The 18,104-nt window shown below is 43.1% G+C and carries 12 protein-coding genes, 1 tRNA gene and 2 pseudogenes; 9 read left to right on the top strand and 6 right to left on the bottom strand.

Annotated elements, in window-relative coordinates; genetic code table 11:
• Positions 1 to 151 precede the first annotated feature (151 nt).
• From glgB to PCORN_RS04980, 6 genes are all read left to right on the top strand, one after another.
• Positions 152 to 2,098: a 1,4-alpha-glucan branching protein GlgB gene (glgB, locus tag PCORN_RS05005; RefSeq protein ID WP_241433076.1), complete on the top strand. Its 1,947-nt coding sequence runs from the start codon at positions 152 to 154 to the stop codon at positions 2,096 to 2,098.
• 19 nt (positions 2,099 to 2,117) lie between these two features.
• Positions 2,118 to 3,260 carry a glucose-1-phosphate adenylyltransferase gene (locus tag PCORN_RS05000; RefSeq protein ID WP_036078151.1) on the top strand — a complete coding sequence of 381 codons (1,143 nt, stop codon included), beginning with the start codon at positions 2,118 to 2,120 and terminating at the stop codon, positions 3,258 to 3,260.
• Positions 3,250 to 4,398, top strand: coding sequence for a glucose-1-phosphate adenylyltransferase subunit GlgD (gene glgD / locus PCORN_RS04995; protein ID WP_036078149.1), 1,149 nt, complete (start codon positions 3,250 to 3,252; stop codon positions 4,396 to 4,398). The genes PCORN_RS05000 and glgD overlap by 11 nt, the downstream gene beginning before the upstream one ends.
• The gene (gene glgA, locus PCORN_RS04990) at positions 4,395 to 5,822 is read left to right on the top strand and encodes a glycogen synthase GlgA (RefSeq protein ID WP_036078147.1); all 1,428 of its coding nucleotides are present in this window, start codon (positions 4,395 to 4,397) and stop codon (positions 5,820 to 5,822) included. Before glgD ends, glgA begins: the two co-directional genes overlap by 4 nt.
• Before the next feature lie 285 nt (positions 5,823 to 6,107).
• Positions 6,108 to 8,468: a glycogen/starch/alpha-glucan phosphorylase gene (locus PCORN_RS04985; RefSeq protein ID WP_241433075.1), complete on the top strand. Its 2,361-nt coding sequence runs from the start codon at positions 6,108 to 6,110 to the stop codon at positions 8,466 to 8,468.
• Between the two features lie 18 nt (positions 8,469 to 8,486).
• A complete protein-coding gene (locus PCORN_RS04980) occupies positions 8,487 to 10,295 on the top strand; it encodes a glycoside hydrolase family 13 protein (protein WP_051999266.1) in 1,809 nt (602 codons plus the stop codon).
• A gap of 35 nt (positions 10,296 to 10,330) precedes the next feature.
• Here the strand turns inward: PCORN_RS04980 and PCORN_RS04975 are convergent, their stop codons facing one another.
• From PCORN_RS04975 to PCORN_RS04950, 6 genes and pseudogenes are all read right to left on the bottom strand, one after another.
• Positions 10,331 to 10,888, bottom strand: a complete 558-nt coding sequence (locus PCORN_RS04975; protein WP_051999265.1) for a TVP38/TMEM64 family protein — start codon at positions 10,886 to 10,888, stop codon at positions 10,331 to 10,333.
• A gap of 192 nt (positions 10,889 to 11,080) precedes the next feature.
• Positions 11,081 to 12,050 (bottom strand): annotated as a pseudogene (locus PCORN_RS04970) (glycosyltransferase family 2 protein).
• An 18-nt stretch (positions 12,051 to 12,068) separates the two neighbouring features.
• On the bottom strand, positions 12,069 to 14,183 hold the full coding sequence (locus tag PCORN_RS04965) for an ArnT family glycosyltransferase (protein WP_036078215.1): 2,115 nt from the start codon (positions 14,181 to 14,183) through the stop codon (positions 12,069 to 12,071).
• Between the two features lie 149 nt (positions 14,184 to 14,332).
• Positions 14,333 to 14,875, bottom strand: coding sequence for a hypothetical protein (locus PCORN_RS04960; RefSeq protein WP_036078143.1), 543 nt, complete (start codon positions 14,873 to 14,875; stop codon positions 14,333 to 14,335).
• A gap of 1 nt (position 14,876) precedes the next feature.
• Entirely contained in the window at positions 14,877 to 15,449 is a 573-nt protein-coding gene (locus PCORN_RS04955) for an AAA family ATPase (RefSeq protein WP_479481418.1), read from the bottom strand.
• Positions 15,450 to 15,609: 160 nt separating this feature from the next.
• Positions 15,610 to 16,071: a P-loop NTPase family protein gene (locus PCORN_RS04950; protein ID WP_036078140.1), complete on the bottom strand. Its 462-nt coding sequence runs from the start codon at positions 16,069 to 16,071 to the stop codon at positions 15,610 to 15,612.
• Between the two features lie 294 nt (positions 16,072 to 16,365).
• On the opposite strand from PCORN_RS04950, the gene PCORN_RS04945 reads away from it, so the two are divergent.
• From PCORN_RS04945 to PCORN_RS04935, 3 genes and pseudogenes are all read left to right on the top strand, one after another.
• A tRNA-Gly gene (locus tag PCORN_RS04945) sits at positions 16,366 to 16,436 on the top strand.
• Positions 16,437 to 16,723: 287 nt separating this feature from the next.
• Complete coding sequence (queG, locus tag PCORN_RS04940; protein ID WP_149024264.1) at positions 16,724 to 17,848, top strand: tRNA epoxyqueuosine(34) reductase QueG; 1,125 nt, start codon at positions 16,724 to 16,726, stop codon at positions 17,846 to 17,848.
• A 5-nt stretch (positions 17,849 to 17,853) separates the two neighbouring features.
• A pseudogene (locus tag PCORN_RS04935) lies at positions 17,854 to 18,104 on the top strand (tRNA (cytidine(34)-2'-O)-methyltransferase); the annotation flags it as partial.

The raw sequence follows: 18,104 nt of genomic DNA, 5'->3' as shown, positions 1-18,104 counted from the left end.
GTATTATTTTCAAAAAGGGAAGCAATCTGGTATATTAGAGATAAGGAAATTAGTTTGACAGTTTCCGATTTACTTCATAATGAACGCGACAGAATGATTTTTTTGTTTTGGGAAAGAGAAAAAACAGATTATTCAAAAAGGGTGTGGTGAAGTGAGCAATAAATTGCAGATCGGAAACATGTCAGAAGCGGATACATATTTATTTAATACGGGGAGTCATTTTCAGAGTTATCAGCAGCTGGGATGTCAGTTTGCAGTGGATGCGAACGGTAAGGAAGGATTCTCGTTTCGGGTCTGGGCTCCTAACGCGAGGGGAATTGCCATTGTGGGCGATTTTTGCGATTGGGATGCTGGAGTGAAATTGAGTAAAATTGGTGAGACTGGGATTTGGGAAGGTTTTTCGATGGATGCGAAGCCGGGGCAGCATTATAAGGTTCTGGTGGAGGATGCGAATGGGAACACAAAATTAAAGATGGATCCGTATGCGTTGGCGTTTGAGACGAGGCCAAAAGATGCGGGGATTGTGACGAAATTACCTGATTTTAAGTGGTCGGATGGGCGCTGGATGGCGAAACGAAAGCGCAAAAGTGTGTATCAGGCGCCGCTGAATATTTATGAGGTTCATGCTGGGTCTTGGCGGAAACCAAAGGATGGCAGAGATGCGGAGTTTTACACGTTTGCGGAACTTGCGGAGACGTTGATTCCATATGTGGCGAAGATGGGTTTTACGCATATTGAGTTTATGCCGCTCATGGAACACCCGCTGGACGCGTCTTGGGGCTATCAGATTACGGGATATTATGCGTTGTCGGCGCGTTACGGGAGCTTAGAAGATTTTATGGGCTTTGTGGATGCGTGTCATGCGGCGAATATTGGCGTGATTATGGACTGGGTGCCTGGGCATTTTTGCCGGAATGATAATGCGTTGTCTTATTTTGATGGGACGCCGCAATTTGAGTATTGGAAGTCGTTTCAGGCGGATAATGTGCGCTGGGGAACGCTTAATTTTGACTTGTCTAAGGCTGAGGTGCATAGTTTTTTGATTTCGAATGCGCTGTTTTGGATTGAGATGTGCCATTTGGATGGTTTGCGGGTCGATGCGGTGTCTGCCATGATTTATTTGGATTATGATGATGGGTATTGGGAAGCGAACGAGGATGGCGGCAACGTGAATAAGGCGGGTGTCGCTTTTGTGCAAAAGTTAAACACCGAGGTTTTTAAGCGGTATCCGGATATGTTGATGATTGCGGAGGAAAGTACGGCTTATCCTGGTGTGACGATGCCGGTGGACGCGAATGGGCTTGGTTTTAATTATAAGTGGAATATGGGTTGGATGAACGATATTTTGAAATTTTTCGAGATGGACCCGCTGTATCGCAAGGATCATTTTAATCTCGTGACGTTTTCGTTTATGTATATGTTTAAGGAAAATTATATTTTGGCGCTGTCGCATGATGAAGTGGTGCATGGCAAGAAGTCGATGATGCATAAAATGCCAGGCGATCGTTATAACCAATTTGCTGGTCTCCGAACGTTGGAGGCGTTTTTGATGACGCATCCTGGTAAAAAATTGAATTTTATGGGCAACGAGACGGGGCAGTTTTTGGAGTGGAAGTTTGCGGAGGAATTGGAATGGGCGGATTTGGAGCAGGATTTGAATCACCAGTACCAGTTTTTTGTGCGGACGTTGAATGAGATTTATGTAGAGCATCGGGCGTTGTTTGAGTTGGATCATGATCCTGCGGGAATGGCGATTTTGGATGCGGATAATCGTGATGAATCGTTGTTGACGTTTATTCGCCAAGGTGTAAAGCCGCGCGATTTCTTGATTGTTGCGTGTAATTTTGTGCCGGTGGAAAGACAGCGGGTGCGGATTGGCGTGCCGTATGAAGGGGTTTACGAGGAGTTGCTGAATACGGAGTCGCATGATTTTGGCGGAACGTGGAATGTCGCTCAGCCGGAAATGCGTACGAGTCAAGAGGGGCATAATGGGCAACCGTATAATATTGAAGTTATAATGCCCGCAATGAGTGTACTGATTATTAAACCGAAACGAATAAAAGGATATAAAAAGGGCGGTGAAAGGGATTTGCTTTAGATGGCAGTCCCAAATAATTATGAAAAATGACATGATTGCAATGATTTTAGCAGGTGGACAAGGTTCAAGGCTCGGCGATTTAACGAAAACGATGGCAAAACCGGCAGTTTCGTTTGGCGGTAAATATCGGATTATTGATTTTTCACTGAGTAATTGTTCGAATTCAGGGATTGATACGGTGGGGGTTGTGACGCAGTATCAGCCGCTTGAGTTGAACGAGCATATTGGGGACGGTTCCTATTTTGACTTGGATTATAAAAGCGGCGGCGTGACCATTTTGCAACCCCATCTTAGTTTAGAGGGCGAGAAGTGGTTTAAAGGAACGGCGCACGCGATTCATCAAAATGTGAGCTTTATTGATAGCCATGATCCGGAGTATGTACTGATTTTATCGGGCGACCATATTTATAAAATGGATTACGAGAAAATGCTTGATTATCATAAGGCGAAGAATGCGGCGCTGACCGTTGCTGTTATTGAGGTGCCGATGGAAGAAGCATCGCGATTCGGTATTATGAACGTGGATAATACAGAGCGAATTATTGAGTTTGACGAGAAACCTGCCGAGCCAAAAAGCAATTTGGCATCGATGGGGATTTATATATTTAAGTGGAGTCTGTTGAAGCAGTATTTGAAAGATGGTCAGGCGAAAGATATTGATATGAACGATTTCGGTAAAAATATTGTGCCGGCGTATTTGAATAATGGGGAGCATATTTTTGCATATCGGTTCTCGGGTTATTGGAAAGATGTTGGAACGATTTCGAGTTTGTGGGAGGCGAATATGGAGTTTATTAATCCGTGTCATGAGCTGAATATTAGAGATCGTGAATGGCGGATTTATTCGAAAAATCCGATTGCACCGCCGCAACGCGTCACGAAATTGGCGGATGTGAAAAATGCGCTAATCGTAGATGGTTGCTTTATTAATGGGCAAGTAAAACACTCGATTTTGTCGCAAAATGTGAAGATTGGCGAGAATAGTGTCATCGAGGACAGTGTGATTATGCCGAATGCTGTCATTGGGAAGAATGTTGTTTTGAAACGGGCGATTGTTGGCGAAAATGCGATTATCGCAGACAATGTAGAAATTATTGGTGGGGACGAGATTGAAGTCGTTGGTCACTATGACGTGATTGGAGTGTCGGAAGATGAAGGCTAATAAAATTTGTGGGATCTTAAACTTATCGGAAAATAAAGAAGGTCTGAAACCGCTGACGAACAATCGACCACTTGCAGCTATGCCATTTGCTTGTCGGTATCGCTTGATTGATTTCCCATTGTCGAACATGACGAATGCTGGAATTAACACGATTGCGATGTTTTTAAATGAGAATAATCGCTCGTTATTTGACCATATTCGGAGTGGAAAAGAGTGGGATTTGAACACGATGTATGGTGGTTTGTTTGTGTTCGATGAGCGGAATGCGGATGATTTTTCACAGGAGAATTATGATAATAGTCTGAACTTCTTGACGAAATCGGCGACGGAATATGTAGTTATTATGGGGAGTCGGATGATTTGTAACATTGATTTAAAAACGATTTTACAGCATCATAAGCAGCAAGATGCGGACGTGACGGTCGTTTATAAAAGGATTTCGAAACCTATTGCGGCGGGGGATCACGACCAGGTGACGACGCTTGAACTGAATAATGAAGGCAAAATTATGGGGAATACGATTGTTGAAAAGACAGAAGGCGTGGTGCAAAGTAGCGCGCTGAATTTGGAGATCTACTTTTTGAAACAGGAATTATTGCTAAAGTTGTTAGCTAATTATCGGGAAACTGGAAGAGATTTTTCGTTGGATGCAGTGATGAAACAGGCGGTGGAACATACGAATGCCAGTGGTTTTGAGTATACGGGCTATTTGCGCCAAATTTATTCGGTGAACTCGTATTTCGAAGGGAACTTTGATATGTTAGAGGACCAGAATTTGTCGGCATTGTTCCAAGAGAATCAAAAAATCCATACGAAGGCTAAAAATGAGGTGCCGACATTTTACGCGGAAAACTCGAATATTAAGGATTGCCTCGTCGCGAATGGTTGTTTGTTGCGTGGAACGGCGGAGCATTCCCTTTTATTCCGGAATGTGGTGTTGGAAGATGGCGCAAGCGTGAAACACTCAATGGTGATGCAGGGTGCTCGGGTTGGTGCGGGTGCGCGATTGGAGTATGTCATTGCGGATAAGAAAAGCGTGATTGCACCAGGTGTCGAGTTGATTGGGACGCCAGATAATCCGATTGTCGTTAAAAAGGATGAACAGATTGAAACGAACAGAGGGGCGGAAATCGGATGAAGGTCTTATTTGCAGCGGCGGAAGTATTTCCGTTTGTGAAAGTAGGTGGCTTGGCGGATGTGGCGTATGCGTTACCGAAAGAATTGGTGAAGCAGGGCGTGGATATTCGCGTGGTGTTGCCGTTTCACACGAAGATGGCGCAGGAATTTAAGGATGAAATGGTCGACGTGACGCAGTTTACGGTGGATGTTGGTTGGCGCAAGCAATTTTGTGGTGTGAAATCGTTGGTGCGTGACGGTGTGACGTTTTATTTTATGGATAACTTGTATTATTTTGACCGTCCGAATGTGTATGGGGATTATGATGATGCGGAGCGTTATGCGTTTTTCTCGATGGCGGTTTGTGAAATGATGGAGAAAATTGATTTTATTCCGGATTGGTTGCACGTGAATGATTGGCATACGGGAATTGTTCCGTTGTTGCTTGCGGATAAGTATCATTGGATTGAGGCTTATCGGGGGATTCGGACGGTGCTGACGATTCATAATTTGCAGTTCCAGGGGATTTATTCGCCGCGTGTGTTGGAGGAATTGCTCGGAATTGGGATGCAGACGTGGCATGAGGACGGGATTAAGTATTATGAAAATGTGAACTTTATGAAGGGCGCGATTCAGTATGCGGACCGGATTACGACGGTGAGCCCGAGTTATGCGCAGGAAATTCAGACGCCGCTTTACGGGGAGCGTTTGGACGGTTTGCTTCGCGCGAATGCTTGGAAATTGACGGGAATTCTGAATGGGATTGATCAGGAGTTGAATGATCCTGCGAGTGATCCGCTGATTCCGAATCATTTTACGAAGGCGGATATGTCGGGAAAAGCGGCGAATAAGGCGGCGATGCAGGAACGTCTGGGATTGCCGGTTCGTGTGGATGTACCGCTCATCATCATGGTCTCGCGATTAACCCACCAAAAAGGATGCCATTTAGTCGAAGAAAGCCTGGATGCGTTATTGCAAAAGGATATTCAAATCGCGATTCTAGGCAAGGGCGAGGCTGGTTTTGAGGAGTCATATCGCTTTTTCGAGCATGTGTATCCTGAAAAAATGTCGGCGAATATTGATTTTGATATTGGTTTTGCGCAACAGCTTTATGCAGCGGGAGACATGTTGTTGATGCCGTCTTGGTTTGAGCCATGCGGGATTGCGCAGTTGATTGCGATGCGGTATGGGACGCTTCCTGTTGTCCATGAAACGGGTGGTTTGAAAGATACGGTGCAGCCTTTTAACCAGTATACGCGAGAGGGAACGGGGTTTAGTTTTCATAACTATGAGGCTGGCGTTTTCAGAAACATTTTGGAATCGGCAATCGCGCTTTATGAGGCGCAACCTACTATCTGGAAGCAACTCGTGACGCAGGCGATGGACAAGGATTTCAGTTGGAAAGTTTCAGCAGAAAAGTATAAGGGTATTTACGAGGAACACTGATCAAGCGTGGCGACAAACAATCAGCTCCGTCGTTAAAAGTTCCGTTCCAGTGCTCTTCTACACGGAGTTTCGCATAACTTCTCACACGGTCGGGGATAATACTCCCTCCCTGTTTTTAGTTAACGTATCTTAGTACACTCGTGCTGGACTCGCTTTTGCCTAAGATCTAATCATTTGTCGCCGCGCTTGTGGTTTGGCGGAAACGCGTAGTTTTTTAAGCCCGATAAGGAGGAATCATATTGGAAATTAGTAAGGAGCATTTTAAAAAAAGAGTATAATCGTGCATTGACGAGTCTTTATGCCTCTGAAATTCATGATTTGACGCCATTGGAACAGTACATCACATTGGGAAGTGTAGTCAAGGAGTACACGGCTCAAAACTGGATGCAGACGAAGAAGGAATATCAGCAGGAGCAGGCAAAGCAAGTTTACTATTTTTCGATTGAGTTTCTACCTGGGAAGTTATTAAAAAGTAATTTGTTGAATTTAGGAATATTAGATACGGTTCGTGAAGGGTTAGCGGAACTTGGCGTGGAATTTGCCAGTTTGGAAGCTATTGAGGCGGATCCTGGACTTGGAAATGGTGGGCTAGGTCGATTGGCGGCTTGCTTTATGGATTCGATGGCGACGTGTGATGTGCCTGGAAATGGGAACGGAATTCGTTATCGCTATGGTTTGTTTAAGCAGAAGTTTGTGAATGGTTACCAAGTGGAGTTACCGGATGACTGGTTGAGGCACGCGAATGTGTGGGAAACGCGGCGTGAAAATAAGGCGGAGATTGTACGCTTTTTCGGCGATGTTCATTTGGAAGAGGATGAGGATGGTAATATTAAGCCGATTTATTCGCATACGGAAGATATTTTGGCGGTGCCTTACGATACGGCCATGACAGGCTATGAAAATGATACGGTGAATAATTTGCGGCTTTGGTCGGCTGAAATTCCGCCGAGTGAGGAAATGGATTATTTTTCGGAAGGGAAACGGAAGTCGATTCATAGTATTTCGGAGATGCTCTATCCGGATGATTCGAGTTATGATGGTCGCTTGTTGCGTTTGAAGCAGGAGTACTTTTTCGTGTCGGCGGGAATTCAGAGTATTATTCGGTATTACCGGAAGCTTGGCGTGCCCATGGAGCATTTGGCGGAGAAGATTTCGATTCATATCAATGATACGCACCCAACGATGTGTATCCCTGAATTGATGCGGATTTTGCTCGATGAAGAAGGCTTAGGTTGGGATGCGGCGTGGACGATTACGATGAAAACGTGCTCGTACACGAACCATACGATTATGGCGGAGGCGCTTGAGAAATGGCCGGAGCAGATGGTTTCGAATTTAGTGCCGCGAATTTATCAGATTATATGTGAGATTAATCGCCGACATCTGGAAAGTATGACGCCGCTTTATGGGGAGAATTTTACGCATCGCACGGCGGTGATTCAAGATGAGATTATCCATATGGCGCATTTGGCGATTATCGGTAGTCATAGTGTTAACGGTGTGGCCAAGCTGCATACGGAGATTTTGAAGGAGAAGGCGCTACATGATTTTTATTTGGCGTACCCGGCTCGGTTTAATAATAAAACGAACGGTATTACGCATCGCCGGTGGTTACTGCTTAGCAATGAAGGCTTGAGCGATTTAATCAGCGACTATATCGGTACGGAATGGAAGAAGAAGCCGAATGAACTTTACTTACTGAAGGCGTTTAAAGAGGACACGGTTCTACTTGAAAAATTAGAGCAGGTCAAATTGGCGAATAAGGAAAGATTGGCGGCTTACGTGAAGGAAGCGATGGGGATTGAGATTGATCCGAATGCGGTTTTCGATGTTCAAATCAAGCGACTTCACGCGTATAAACGCCAGCTCTTGAATGTGTTGCATATTTTATCGTTGTATTTGAAGTTGAAGGAAACGCATTCGGAGGAAGAGATTGTACCGCGCGTCTTTATTTTTGGAGCGAAGGCGGCACCGAGTTACTCGTACGCGAAGGAAATTATCAAGCTGATTAACGCGGTGGCGGATCTAATCAACAACGATACGACAATTGATAACAAAATTAAGGTCGTATTCGTGGAAAATTACGGCGTGACATTGGCGGAAAAAATCATTCCAGCCGCGGATATTAGTGAGCAGATTTCGCTTGTGACGAAAGAAGCATCGGGAACAAGTAATATGAAATTGATGCTAAACGGGGCGATCACGCTTGCGACGCTTGACGGGGCGAATGTTGAAATTCGTGATAAAGTTGGCGATGAGAATATGTTGTTGTTTGGGATGCAGGATCAGGAATTGTATCATTTTTATGATTCTAATTCGTACCATTCGCAGGAGATTTATGATCATAATCCGCGATTGAAGCGTTGTCTGGATGCGCTGATCGATGGAACGATTCCGAACATTGAGGCAGAAGGACGCGAGATTTTTGATTCGCTTTTGAAGTATAATGATGAGTATTTTGTGTTGAAGGATTATGAGTCGTATGTACATGCGCAGTCGCGGATTGATGGGCTGTACCGTGATCGGAAGAAGTGGAATCAGATGTCGCTTCTGAATATTGCGCATGCGGGCGAGTTTTCGTCGGATTACACGATTATGCATTATGCGGATGAGATTTGGAACGTGCACCACAATAAAAATCTGTGACGAGGGGAAGTTTAGCCAGTGGCGAAAGTAGTCTTATTTGATTCATGGAATGAGCTTTACAAACGACCTTTTGGCGCAGTGAACGCGAGCGCGACGATTGATTTTCGAATCGATGTCGCGCTTCCTTACGTTTCCAAAGTGGAGCTTAAGATTCACAAAGATGGCATGGAGGAGCAAAGTTTTGAGCTAAACCATACGCAGGACAATGCTTATCAGGTTTCCTTCCAGCCATATGCGGCGACAGGGCTTTATTTCTATTATTTTAAAATTCAGCAGGACTTTGATACGCAGGCGCGGACGACATACTATTTTAATAATCATGATTTGCATGGTGGGGAAGGTTTTTTCACGGAGAATTATCATGATATGTGCACGTATCAACTGACGTGTTTCGAGTATGCGGATAAGGCGCCGGAGTGGTATCAGGATGCGGTTTTCTATCATATTTTTGTGGATCGATTTTTCAATGCGGATGATCATGTGCGTTCGCCGAAGCCAGATTCGTTTATTTATGCCAGATATGAGGACACGCCTTATTATATTAAAAATGCGCAAGGTGAGATTGTGCGCTGGGAATTCTTTGGTGGGAATTTGGACGGAATTACGCAAAAATTGACGTATTTAAAAGAGCTAGGCATCACGGGACTGTATTTGAGTCCGATTTTTGAGGCGAAGAGTAATCACAAATATGATACGTCTGATTACAAGAAAATTGATCCGATGTTTGGCGATGAGTCGATTTTAGCGGAATTGATTCAGAAGGCTGGCGAGATGGGGATGCGGGTTATTTTAGACGGCGTTTTCAATCATGTTGGTGAGGATAGTGCGTATTTTAATCGGTATGGGAATTTTGATTCGGTTGGGGCTTATCAAAGCGTGGATTCGCCGTATCATTCTTGGTTTACATTCCATCATTTTCCGGACCAGTACGATGCTTGGTGGGGCGTCAGTAATTTGCCGGTTGTGAACAAGCAGGATGCGGATTTTCAGCGGTTGATTTATGGTGGGCCGGATAGTGTCATCGATTATTGGACGTCGCGCGGGATTGCTGGTTGGCGGCTAGACGTTGCGGATGAGCTTCCAGATGCGTTTATCGGTGGGATTCGCCAGACGTTGATGAAATATCCGGATCGCGTGTTGATTGGTGAGGTTTGGGAAGATGCTACGAACAAAATTGCGTACGATAAACGGCGACATTATTTAGAGGGTGGCATGTTGCAAGGCGTGATGAATTACCCGTTCCGCCAAATTATCATTGATTTAATCAATGGAAGTTTGACGGCGCAACAAGCCGCGCAAAAGATGATGGCGTTGAAGGAGAATTATCCAAATGAGGCGTTGCAGGCGAACTTGAATAATATTGGGACGCATGATACCGCGAGGATTTTTACGATACTATCGGAGAATAAGGCGAAGATGCGTTTGGCAATTTATCTATTGATGGTGTTACCGGGTGTGCCGTGTGTGTATTATGGAGATGAAGCTGGGCTAATAGGTGGCGCAGATCCTGATAATCGTAAATTTTACCCGTGGGGACGCGAAGATACCGAGATTAGCGACTTTTTCCATGCGGCAATTCAGCTTCGAAATCAGAATGAAGCGCTACGAAAAGGTCGGTACTATCCATTTTCGCTAGGTTCATTATTCGGCGTGATTCGTTATATTGCCGAAGATAATTGGCACGTATTTGTGATGAATCCGACAGGGCAGGAGCAGCAAGTGGATTTGACGACGATCTATCCAGAGCGCGACGACTGGCTGCCGGTCTTAGAGCTCGCGAATATTCATAAAACTAACATCGCAGCCTACGATTTTTTCTTTCTATAGATACCAAAAGAAGGTTTAGCACATTTTTTGAGGTGCTAAACCTTCTTTTTCGTCCCCATCCAGCGCTCCAACCGCTTGCCAACGTACCATAAAATAGCGACAATCACGATCAAAATAAGTAATTTCACAGGATGCTGCAAGATGTCTCGCAAATCATAGCCAATGTAACTAATCGCGAAAACTTTAATCACCTTCCCACCGATAAGCGCCATCAAAAATTGGAAAAAACGAATTTCTGATAAAGCAGCGACCACATTGACAGCAGAAGATGGCGTAAACGGCATTACGAGCAAAATAAAAATCGGGCCAAATCCATGTTCATCAATCCAATCCATCACTTTGCGGACATGCCGATGATGCGTCACAAAACGTAAAAATCGAGTTTGTCCGAACCGCCGCACAATCCAGAATACGCACAGACTCCCAAGGATCGCCGCGACACACGAAATCATGAAGCCCCAAAACAAACCGTACGCGCTCACATTGACAATAACAAACAAAGAGAATGGCAAAAATGGCAAAAATGCTTCAATAAACGGCAAGAAAAATGCTAATAAGGGTCCAAATGCCCGATACGACTGCATCCACTGCATCACATTATCATACGAAAAAAAATTCTTTCATCGAATTATACCAATCCATCATGGCTATCTCACCCAATCCTTAACAATTTTCTATTATTTTCTCATAATACCCGCAAAATTGCATTTTCAAGCTACCGAAGCAAAACAAAACCACATTTACCGTGATGTCTAGCATCACGAGAAAATGTGGTTTGCGCCTTTTTAATTCGCTCTCTGATTCATAAATACTGCCTCACTTTTCACATGCGATTTTTCAAAGCCATAATGTTCAGCAACGATATACAGCGGTCGATCCTTAACTTCATCGTAAATCCGACCAATATATTCGCCAATCATGCCTAGGATAACGAGGACGAAACCACTAAACAATAACTGGATAACAATCATCGAAGACCAACCACTTACCGTCGTACTTGTGAATAATGCTTGAAATAGCACGATTAACATGTAGCTGAAACCAGCGCCAGATAAAACGACACCTGCGTAACTCGCTAACTTCAACGGCTGATGAGAAAAAGAGGTAATCCCATCGATGGAGAGTTTGAGCATTTTTTTTGAGTGGGTATTTCGTTTCCCCAGCAGCTCGTGCATCGCGTTCATATTCCACTGCAATCTGCTTAAAGCCCAGCCAGCTCACCAAACCACGAACAAATGGATTTTTTTCATTTAGCTTTTTCAGTTCCGTGTAAACTTTTCGATCCATGAGGCGGAAATCCCCGGTATCAACGGGAATCTCCACATCTGTCAGTTTATGCAGCGTCCGATAGAACATCTTAGCGCTCCATTTTTTGAAGAAGGTCTCACCATCTCGTTTCGACCGTTGTGCATAGACGACATCGTAACCGTCTTGCCACTTGTCTACCATTTCCGGAATCAGCTCTGGTGGATCTTGCAAATCAGCATCGATAATGACGACTGCATCGCCACTCGCATAATCTGTCCCAGCCGTAATCGCGACTTGATGCCCAAAATTCCTGGAAAAAGCGAGGCATTTCACGTGTGGATCGGCGAAACTAATCGCCTGAACGAGTGCTAACGTCTTATCTTTACTCCCGTCATTCACGAAGAGGAGTTCGTAATCCAAGGGCAACTGCTCCATTACATTTTTCAAGCGCTGATACGTTTGTTCAATGACAGCTTCCTCGTTATAGAGTGGAATGACCACAGAGATTTTTTTTCGTCATTGTCCTCAATCCTCCTCAGTAAGTTTGTAGAGTGTGCCACCAGATTGTCCACCAGGCCCACCTTGCATGCCGCCACCTTGCGAATTTTCACTTGTTGTCGCGCTCGTTGTTGCATCTGTTGCGGTCGTTGTGTCGTCGCTCCATTCCGAGCTATCCACTTTCGTACCATTTTCCTCGATCCAAGCCACAACATCTGAATTACTCGCCTTATTATTCGATGGTAAATAGAAGTATTTAATTTTGCCTTCCTTAATCATTTGCTTCAATTCCTTCACTGTCAAAATTGGATCGGTACCGTTGAATCCACCAAGTGCCATCACGGATTCACCCGTTTTGATAATGTAAGGAGCTGCTGTTGAAGCATCGGTTGTACCAAATAAGAATTCCGTTCCGCTACTGTTCTCCTCTAAATAAGCAATCAATTTCTCGTTCACCGTCGCATCAGCAAAACCGCCACCGCTGCTTGTTTTTAATTGAGGTCCCGCTTCCGGAAGCGCGCTATTTCCACCGTACATCATCGGCGTCAATGCCCAATAAGTCGGGGCTAGCAGGAGAGCAACCAAGGATGCCGCGGCGATCCAAGAAGTCCATGCAGGTTGTTTATGCTTCACGATGAATAGTGTCGTTGCAAGACCTAGACCAATCACGCCAACGAATCCCATCCAAAGCATCGAATACTGCGCGATGAAGAACATTTGTAGACCTGTTGTTGCGACTACTGCGCTTGGTAATAAGTAACCAGGCACTCCTTTATTTTTGCGATAAAGTTTGAGTAGAGCCATAAATCCAGCACCAGTTAACGCTGCGATTGCAGGAGCTAACATGATTAAATAATAGTGATGGAAGAAGCCAGCAATACTGAAGAATCCGGCAACTGGAATAAGCCATGCAGCCCAGAAAGCCATCTCTTTTTGCTCGGTATTCCATTGGAAGAAGCGACGTTTGCGACTCCAATTAGCGATAAAGATAGCTGCCATGCCGAAGAGTGCCATCGGTAATAACCAACTGATTTGATCGCCGAGTGCCGTTTGGAAAAGACGCAATGGACCGGCTGTACCAGTACCAAACATGCCCGTTCCACCCATCATTTTCAAGCCGCCACCCTGACTGCCATTTTGTCCACCACCGTTTCCACCAGGACCACCGCCATCCATGCCATTGGATGAGCCACTTGGAGGTTGAGGAGGTTGGCCAGATGTTGATTGCCCATTTTGAGCCGATTCCGTACTTGCGTCAGGTGCGATATTGTCGTTATTGGAGGAGTTGCTGGATGATCCAGCTTGTGAATTTGCTCCATCTTGACCGCCACCACCAGAGCTCGTACCTGTTTCCTGCCCTAGAAGCCGCTCCATGCCGTTATAGCCAAACGCGAGCTCTAACACGGAATTTGTCTGACTACTGCCGACGTAAGGCCTTGAGTCCGCTGAGGTACTGTCCACGATAACCGCCCATGAAACGGAAACGCCTAGCATCATCACGAGCGCAATCACAAGATGTAGCAGTTTTTTCTTCCAGTTTAATTTTGCTGCGATTAAATAAAATAATAAAAATGCGGGAACAACCATGTAAGCTTGTAACATTTTGACATTAAATCCGACACCAATTAAAATGAATGCCAGTAATAAAAAGCCGATTTTTCCTTTGCGTACTGCTTGAAACAACGCCCATGCGCCGAGTAATAGTACGAAAACGAGAATACTATCCACGTTATTCGTCCGGCTAACCGCAACAGCAATTGGTGTCGTAGCCATGACGAGTGCTGCGATTCGAGCCGCCCAGCTACCAAATGTCGGTTTTACGAGGAAATAAAGTAATAATACCGAGCCAACACCTGCGAGCGCTTGCGGTAAAATAACGCTCCACCCATGAATCCCAAAAATAAGAGCACTAATCGTTTGTAACCAGAGCGCGACCGGCGGCTTATCCACCGTTACAAACCCAGAAGGATCCAGCGCTCCGTAGAAGAAGTTAGACCAACTCTCCGTCATACTCGTAACCGCCGCTGTATAATAAGGGTTCACCGTATCATCATTCCATACACCCCAAAAATTCAGAAACGCAGCGAGCACTGCAATACCAATTAAAAACCAATCAATCCGTCGTTGTTTCACCATTTCCATCACTTCCTTCATTTACTTATAACCCCAGTGTATCTGGCAAATGTGAAAAAAGAATGAACAATGTAGGAAATTAGTTTTAAATGTTTTAGGAGCATAAAAAGCTTGTAAATCCAAGATGATGAGGATTTGCAAGCTTTTTTAAACAACATTTATTTTAAGAAATCTGCCAAGAAAAATGAACCTTTTTCATTTTTTGCTTTTCGTTTATGGAGGATTAATGATTCTTTTAAATCATATTTTTGATAAAACTCTAAAATAAAGGGCGTACTCTTTATTTTTGAAGTAGTTTTTTTTAGGTGTTCAGCGACAAAAATAGAAGGCTTTTTGCTCTTCTTGACCTTTTGATATTGATTGTATAAACCCAGCGAATGAATCATCAACATTTCAATTTCTGGTGCTGTGACAACTATATGCGGACCTCTGATTTTATTTGAGTAAGGCTTTCTAATGAGGAATGAGGTCTTGTTATCTTGAATAATAAATATAACTACTTCCTGTTCTCCGTAATCCATTGTGAGGAATTGGTCTGTGAATTTGTCTGATTTACGGTAAGGCCCTGTAAGTACCTTTCCTTGAAGTAACTGTTCTTCTGAAAAAATTAGAAGGTTATTTTGTAGTAGCAGATGAATGATGTTCTTTTCAGAAGAACCCTCACATATACAAGCAACAATATCATTTTCGGTACAGTGCATGTTAATCTGCCTCCACAATAAAACGGGTCATATCTTTTATTAATTGCCTGTAGCCAGTATAACTTGGGGCAGATTTCAATTCTCCACTTAAAAAAAGATCGCTTTTCTTTTTGTCGCTACGATCTTTTTCAGAAGCCAATGTGGAAAATTTATCAAGTGATATATTTTTATATTTGTGTAGTATATATATACTGTCACTTCTATCTATTGAATCTAAAATCTCACTATAATGCGTTGTAAAAATTAAAGTAGCACCATTTTTGTTTAATGAACTTGTAAACATGTCAATAATATTTATAACGATGGTTTTATTTAGATGGTTTTCAATCTCATCAATAAGCAAATAACCACCAGTATTTAAAACAGTCATCATGTTTATTAAGATGCTAATGCCCTTAATTGTTCCAGAGGATAGATATTTCTCTAATTCGAAGACCTCAGATATTATTTCTTTATTACTTCCTTTAAACTTGATTTTAAATTTAGGAATTTTTTTGATGGTATTAACTTCTTGATTAAGGATACAAAACTCTTCTATGGATGCGTCTAGATAATTCACAAAAGATATGGGCATTTTCTCCGAGTAGACAGACAAATAGTTGAAATTTGTCTGATGCCCCATGTCTTTAATAATTTTTTTGCTTGATGAATCCATGGTATTCAAGATGCTTGAAAATAAGGAGTCCTCTGGCTTAAGAAAATTATTTTTTAGGGTGCTCCGTACCATTTCTGGTTCAACATCTTCGAAAAGAAGAAAATCTTTTTTTTGCGATATTAGAATTAACTTTCTTTTTATATAGAAATTCTTCGTCAAATATCAATGATTGATTGCCATTATCTTTTTTGATGAATGAAGTCAGTTTATAAACAAAGCCATCATAGTAGAAATAGTTTTCAATTTCCAATTGCTCTTCAAAATAATTAGAGATAATCATTTGATAGTTTAGACTCTGATTTTGGATAAAAACTTTTAGATTATCTGATATTATATTTAAAGTAGTAGTTTTACCAGAAGCATTTATTCCTGCTAATGAAATTGAATTTAATTTATAAATATTGTTAACAAGCTTGGTTACAATATTTTCATCACTTTCCAATTCATAGACTCTTTTTGCAGCTAAGAAATCAATCGTTAACGTATTATTTTCGTAGCCCTCTAAATTTCTAAAGATACTCTTAATTATTTTAATATCCATAAAAACCACCTCCATCATATAAATATGGTATCATAATTGAACGTGAAAAGCGATTAAAAGCCTTGTTTTTAATACATTAAAGGTTTTTATCTTGTTTTAAAACGAAAAAATCGATTTAGGTATAAATTTATAATAAGAGGAAATGATGGATTATCGATTTATATACATTAGTTATCTTGAAGGGGGTGATGGTATAAATAAGGTTGATTGAAAAAGTTTTCAAAAACCTCTTGCCAAACACGCGTAGTAGTGATAATATATTAAATGTTGCTAGAACAACTTGTTCTAAACTATGCGGGTGTAGTTTAGTGGTAAAACTACAGCCTTCCAAGCTGTTGTCGTGAGTTCGATTCTCATCACCCGCTCTTAAATATGTTATCAACGCAGTGTTTCGACCTTTATAAGCGAAGCATTGCGTTTTATTTTGTGTGGATGATATGCGGTGTAAATCGGCGGCAAACGTTCGCAATGGAAAGTTTAGGCGGATTTCCGGTTCTCACGTACATGAGTACGCTCCGCTTCCTGCTTCCACCTAAACTTTCCATTTCAAACGCTTTCGCTCGATTTGTTTAAAGCCATATTTAGATTTTACCCAGAAAGACAAAGACAAAAGATACTAAGAACTGAGGTGTGAACCTTGCAAAATATAGATATGAACGAATTAAAACAAGACATCATTGAGTACGCAGATGAAATAGGTATTCAAAAAATAGGATTTGCTTCGGCTGATCCTTTTTTGGAATTGAAAACAAGACTAGACGTAGCGGCGAAAGAGGATGTTTTAACTGGTTTTGAACATCCGAATATCGATGAACGTGTGTATCCTGATCTTATTTTTAAAGAGCCACGGTCGATTATTGCGATTGCGTTGGCGTATCCTTCGAAAATGAAGAATGGGCCGGTGAGCCGGAAAGAGGCGCGTCGTGGTGTTTTTTCTCGGGCTTCTTGGGGAACGGATTATCATACGGTGCTTCGTGAGAAATTGACGCTACTCGAGGCTTTTATCGTGGAACGTGTTCCGGAGGCTCGCTTTAAATCGATGGTGGATACGGGAGAATTTTCAGATGTTGCGGTGGCGGAACGGGCGGGGCTTGGTTCTCGTAGCAAGAATACGCTTTTGATAACGCCGGAGTTTGGTTCATTTGTTTATTTGGGCGAGACGCTGACGAATTTGCCTTTAGCGCCGGATAAGCCGATGGGAGATTTGTGCGGCGATTGTAATAAGTGCGTGGAGGCCTGTCCTACGGGGAGTTTGCTCGGAGAAGGGAAGATGAATCCGAAAATTTGTCTGAGTTATTTGAGCCAGACGAAAGGCTTTTTGGATGAAAAATATCGCGATGTGTTGCATAATCGGTTATACGGTTGTGATACGTGCCAAGTGGTCTGTCCGTATAATCGCGGGCATGATTTCCATTTTCACGAGGCGATGGAGCCTGATCCGGAATTGGTGAAACCTGAATTGAAGCCGCTTTTGTCGATTTCGAATAAGGAATTCAAGGAGAAATTTGGACCGATGGCGGGTTCGTGGCGCGGGAAGAAGCCGATTCAGCGTAATGCGATTATTGTGTTGGCGCGTTATAAGGATAAAACGGCGGTGCCAGAGCTGATTCGATGTATGACGGAAGATCCACGACCGGTTATTCGAGGGACGGCGGCTTGGGCACTCGGCAAAATTGGCGGGGCAGATGCGGAACAGGCGTTGATGCAGGCGCATGACGACGATGCAGAAGTTTTAGCAGAAATGACGCGCGCAAAGAATTTAATAGGAGTAAGGTGAAAAAATTGGCAAATCATATTGTACTTTATCAACCGGAAATCCCGGCAAACACAGGAAATATTTCGCGAACATGTGCGGGGACGGATACGTATCTGCATCTGATTCGGCCGCTCGGGTTTTCGACGGATGACAAGATGTTGAAGCGGGCTGGGCTTGATTATTGGGATCACGTGAAATTGAAATACTACGATTCAATAGAGGAATTTTTTGAAGTGAATGCGGGCGGCGAATTTTATTTTATATTACAAAATTTGGA

The organism is Listeria cornellensis FSL F6-0969 (genome assembly GCF_000525855.1).
Lineage (GTDB): Bacteria > Bacillota > Bacilli > Lactobacillales > Listeriaceae > Listeria_A > Listeria_A cornellensis.
Note: the sequence above shows the minus strand (reverse complement) of the source record. Positions and strands in the feature narration are given on the sequence as shown.

Bases quoted from the DNA above. Each gene is read 5' to 3' on its own strand.
- PCORN_RS04965 (WP_036078215.1), bottom strand. From the start codon at position 14,183: ATGGAAATGGTGAAACAACGACGGATTGATTGGTTTTTAATTGGTATT.
- PCORN_RS04955 (WP_479481418.1), bottom strand. From the start codon at position 15,449: ATGCCCATATCTTTTGTGAATTATCTAGACGCATCCATAGAAGAGTTT.
- PCORN_RS04975 (WP_051999265.1), bottom strand. From the start codon at position 10,888: ATGCAGTGGATGCAGTCGTATCGGGCATTTGGACCCTTATTAGCATTT.
- queG (WP_149024264.1), top strand. From the start codon at position 16,724: ATGAACGAATTAAAACAAGACATCATTGAGTACGCAGATGAAATAGGT.
- PCORN_RS04950 (WP_036078140.1), bottom strand. From the start codon at position 16,071: ATGGATATTAAAATAATTAAGAGTATCTTTAGAAATTTAGAGGGCTAC.
- PCORN_RS05000 (WP_036078151.1), top strand. From the start codon at position 2,118: ATGAAAAATGACATGATTGCAATGATTTTAGCAGGTGGACAAGGTTCA.
- glgD (WP_036078149.1), top strand. From the start codon at position 3,250: ATGAAGGCTAATAAAATTTGTGGGATCTTAAACTTATCGGAAAATAAA.
- glgA (WP_036078147.1), top strand. From the start codon at position 4,395: ATGAAGGTCTTATTTGCAGCGGCGGAAGTATTTCCGTTTGTGAAAGTA.
- PCORN_RS04960 (WP_036078143.1), bottom strand. From the start codon at position 14,875: ATGCACTGTACCGAAAATGATATTGTTGCTTGTATATGTGAGGGTTCT.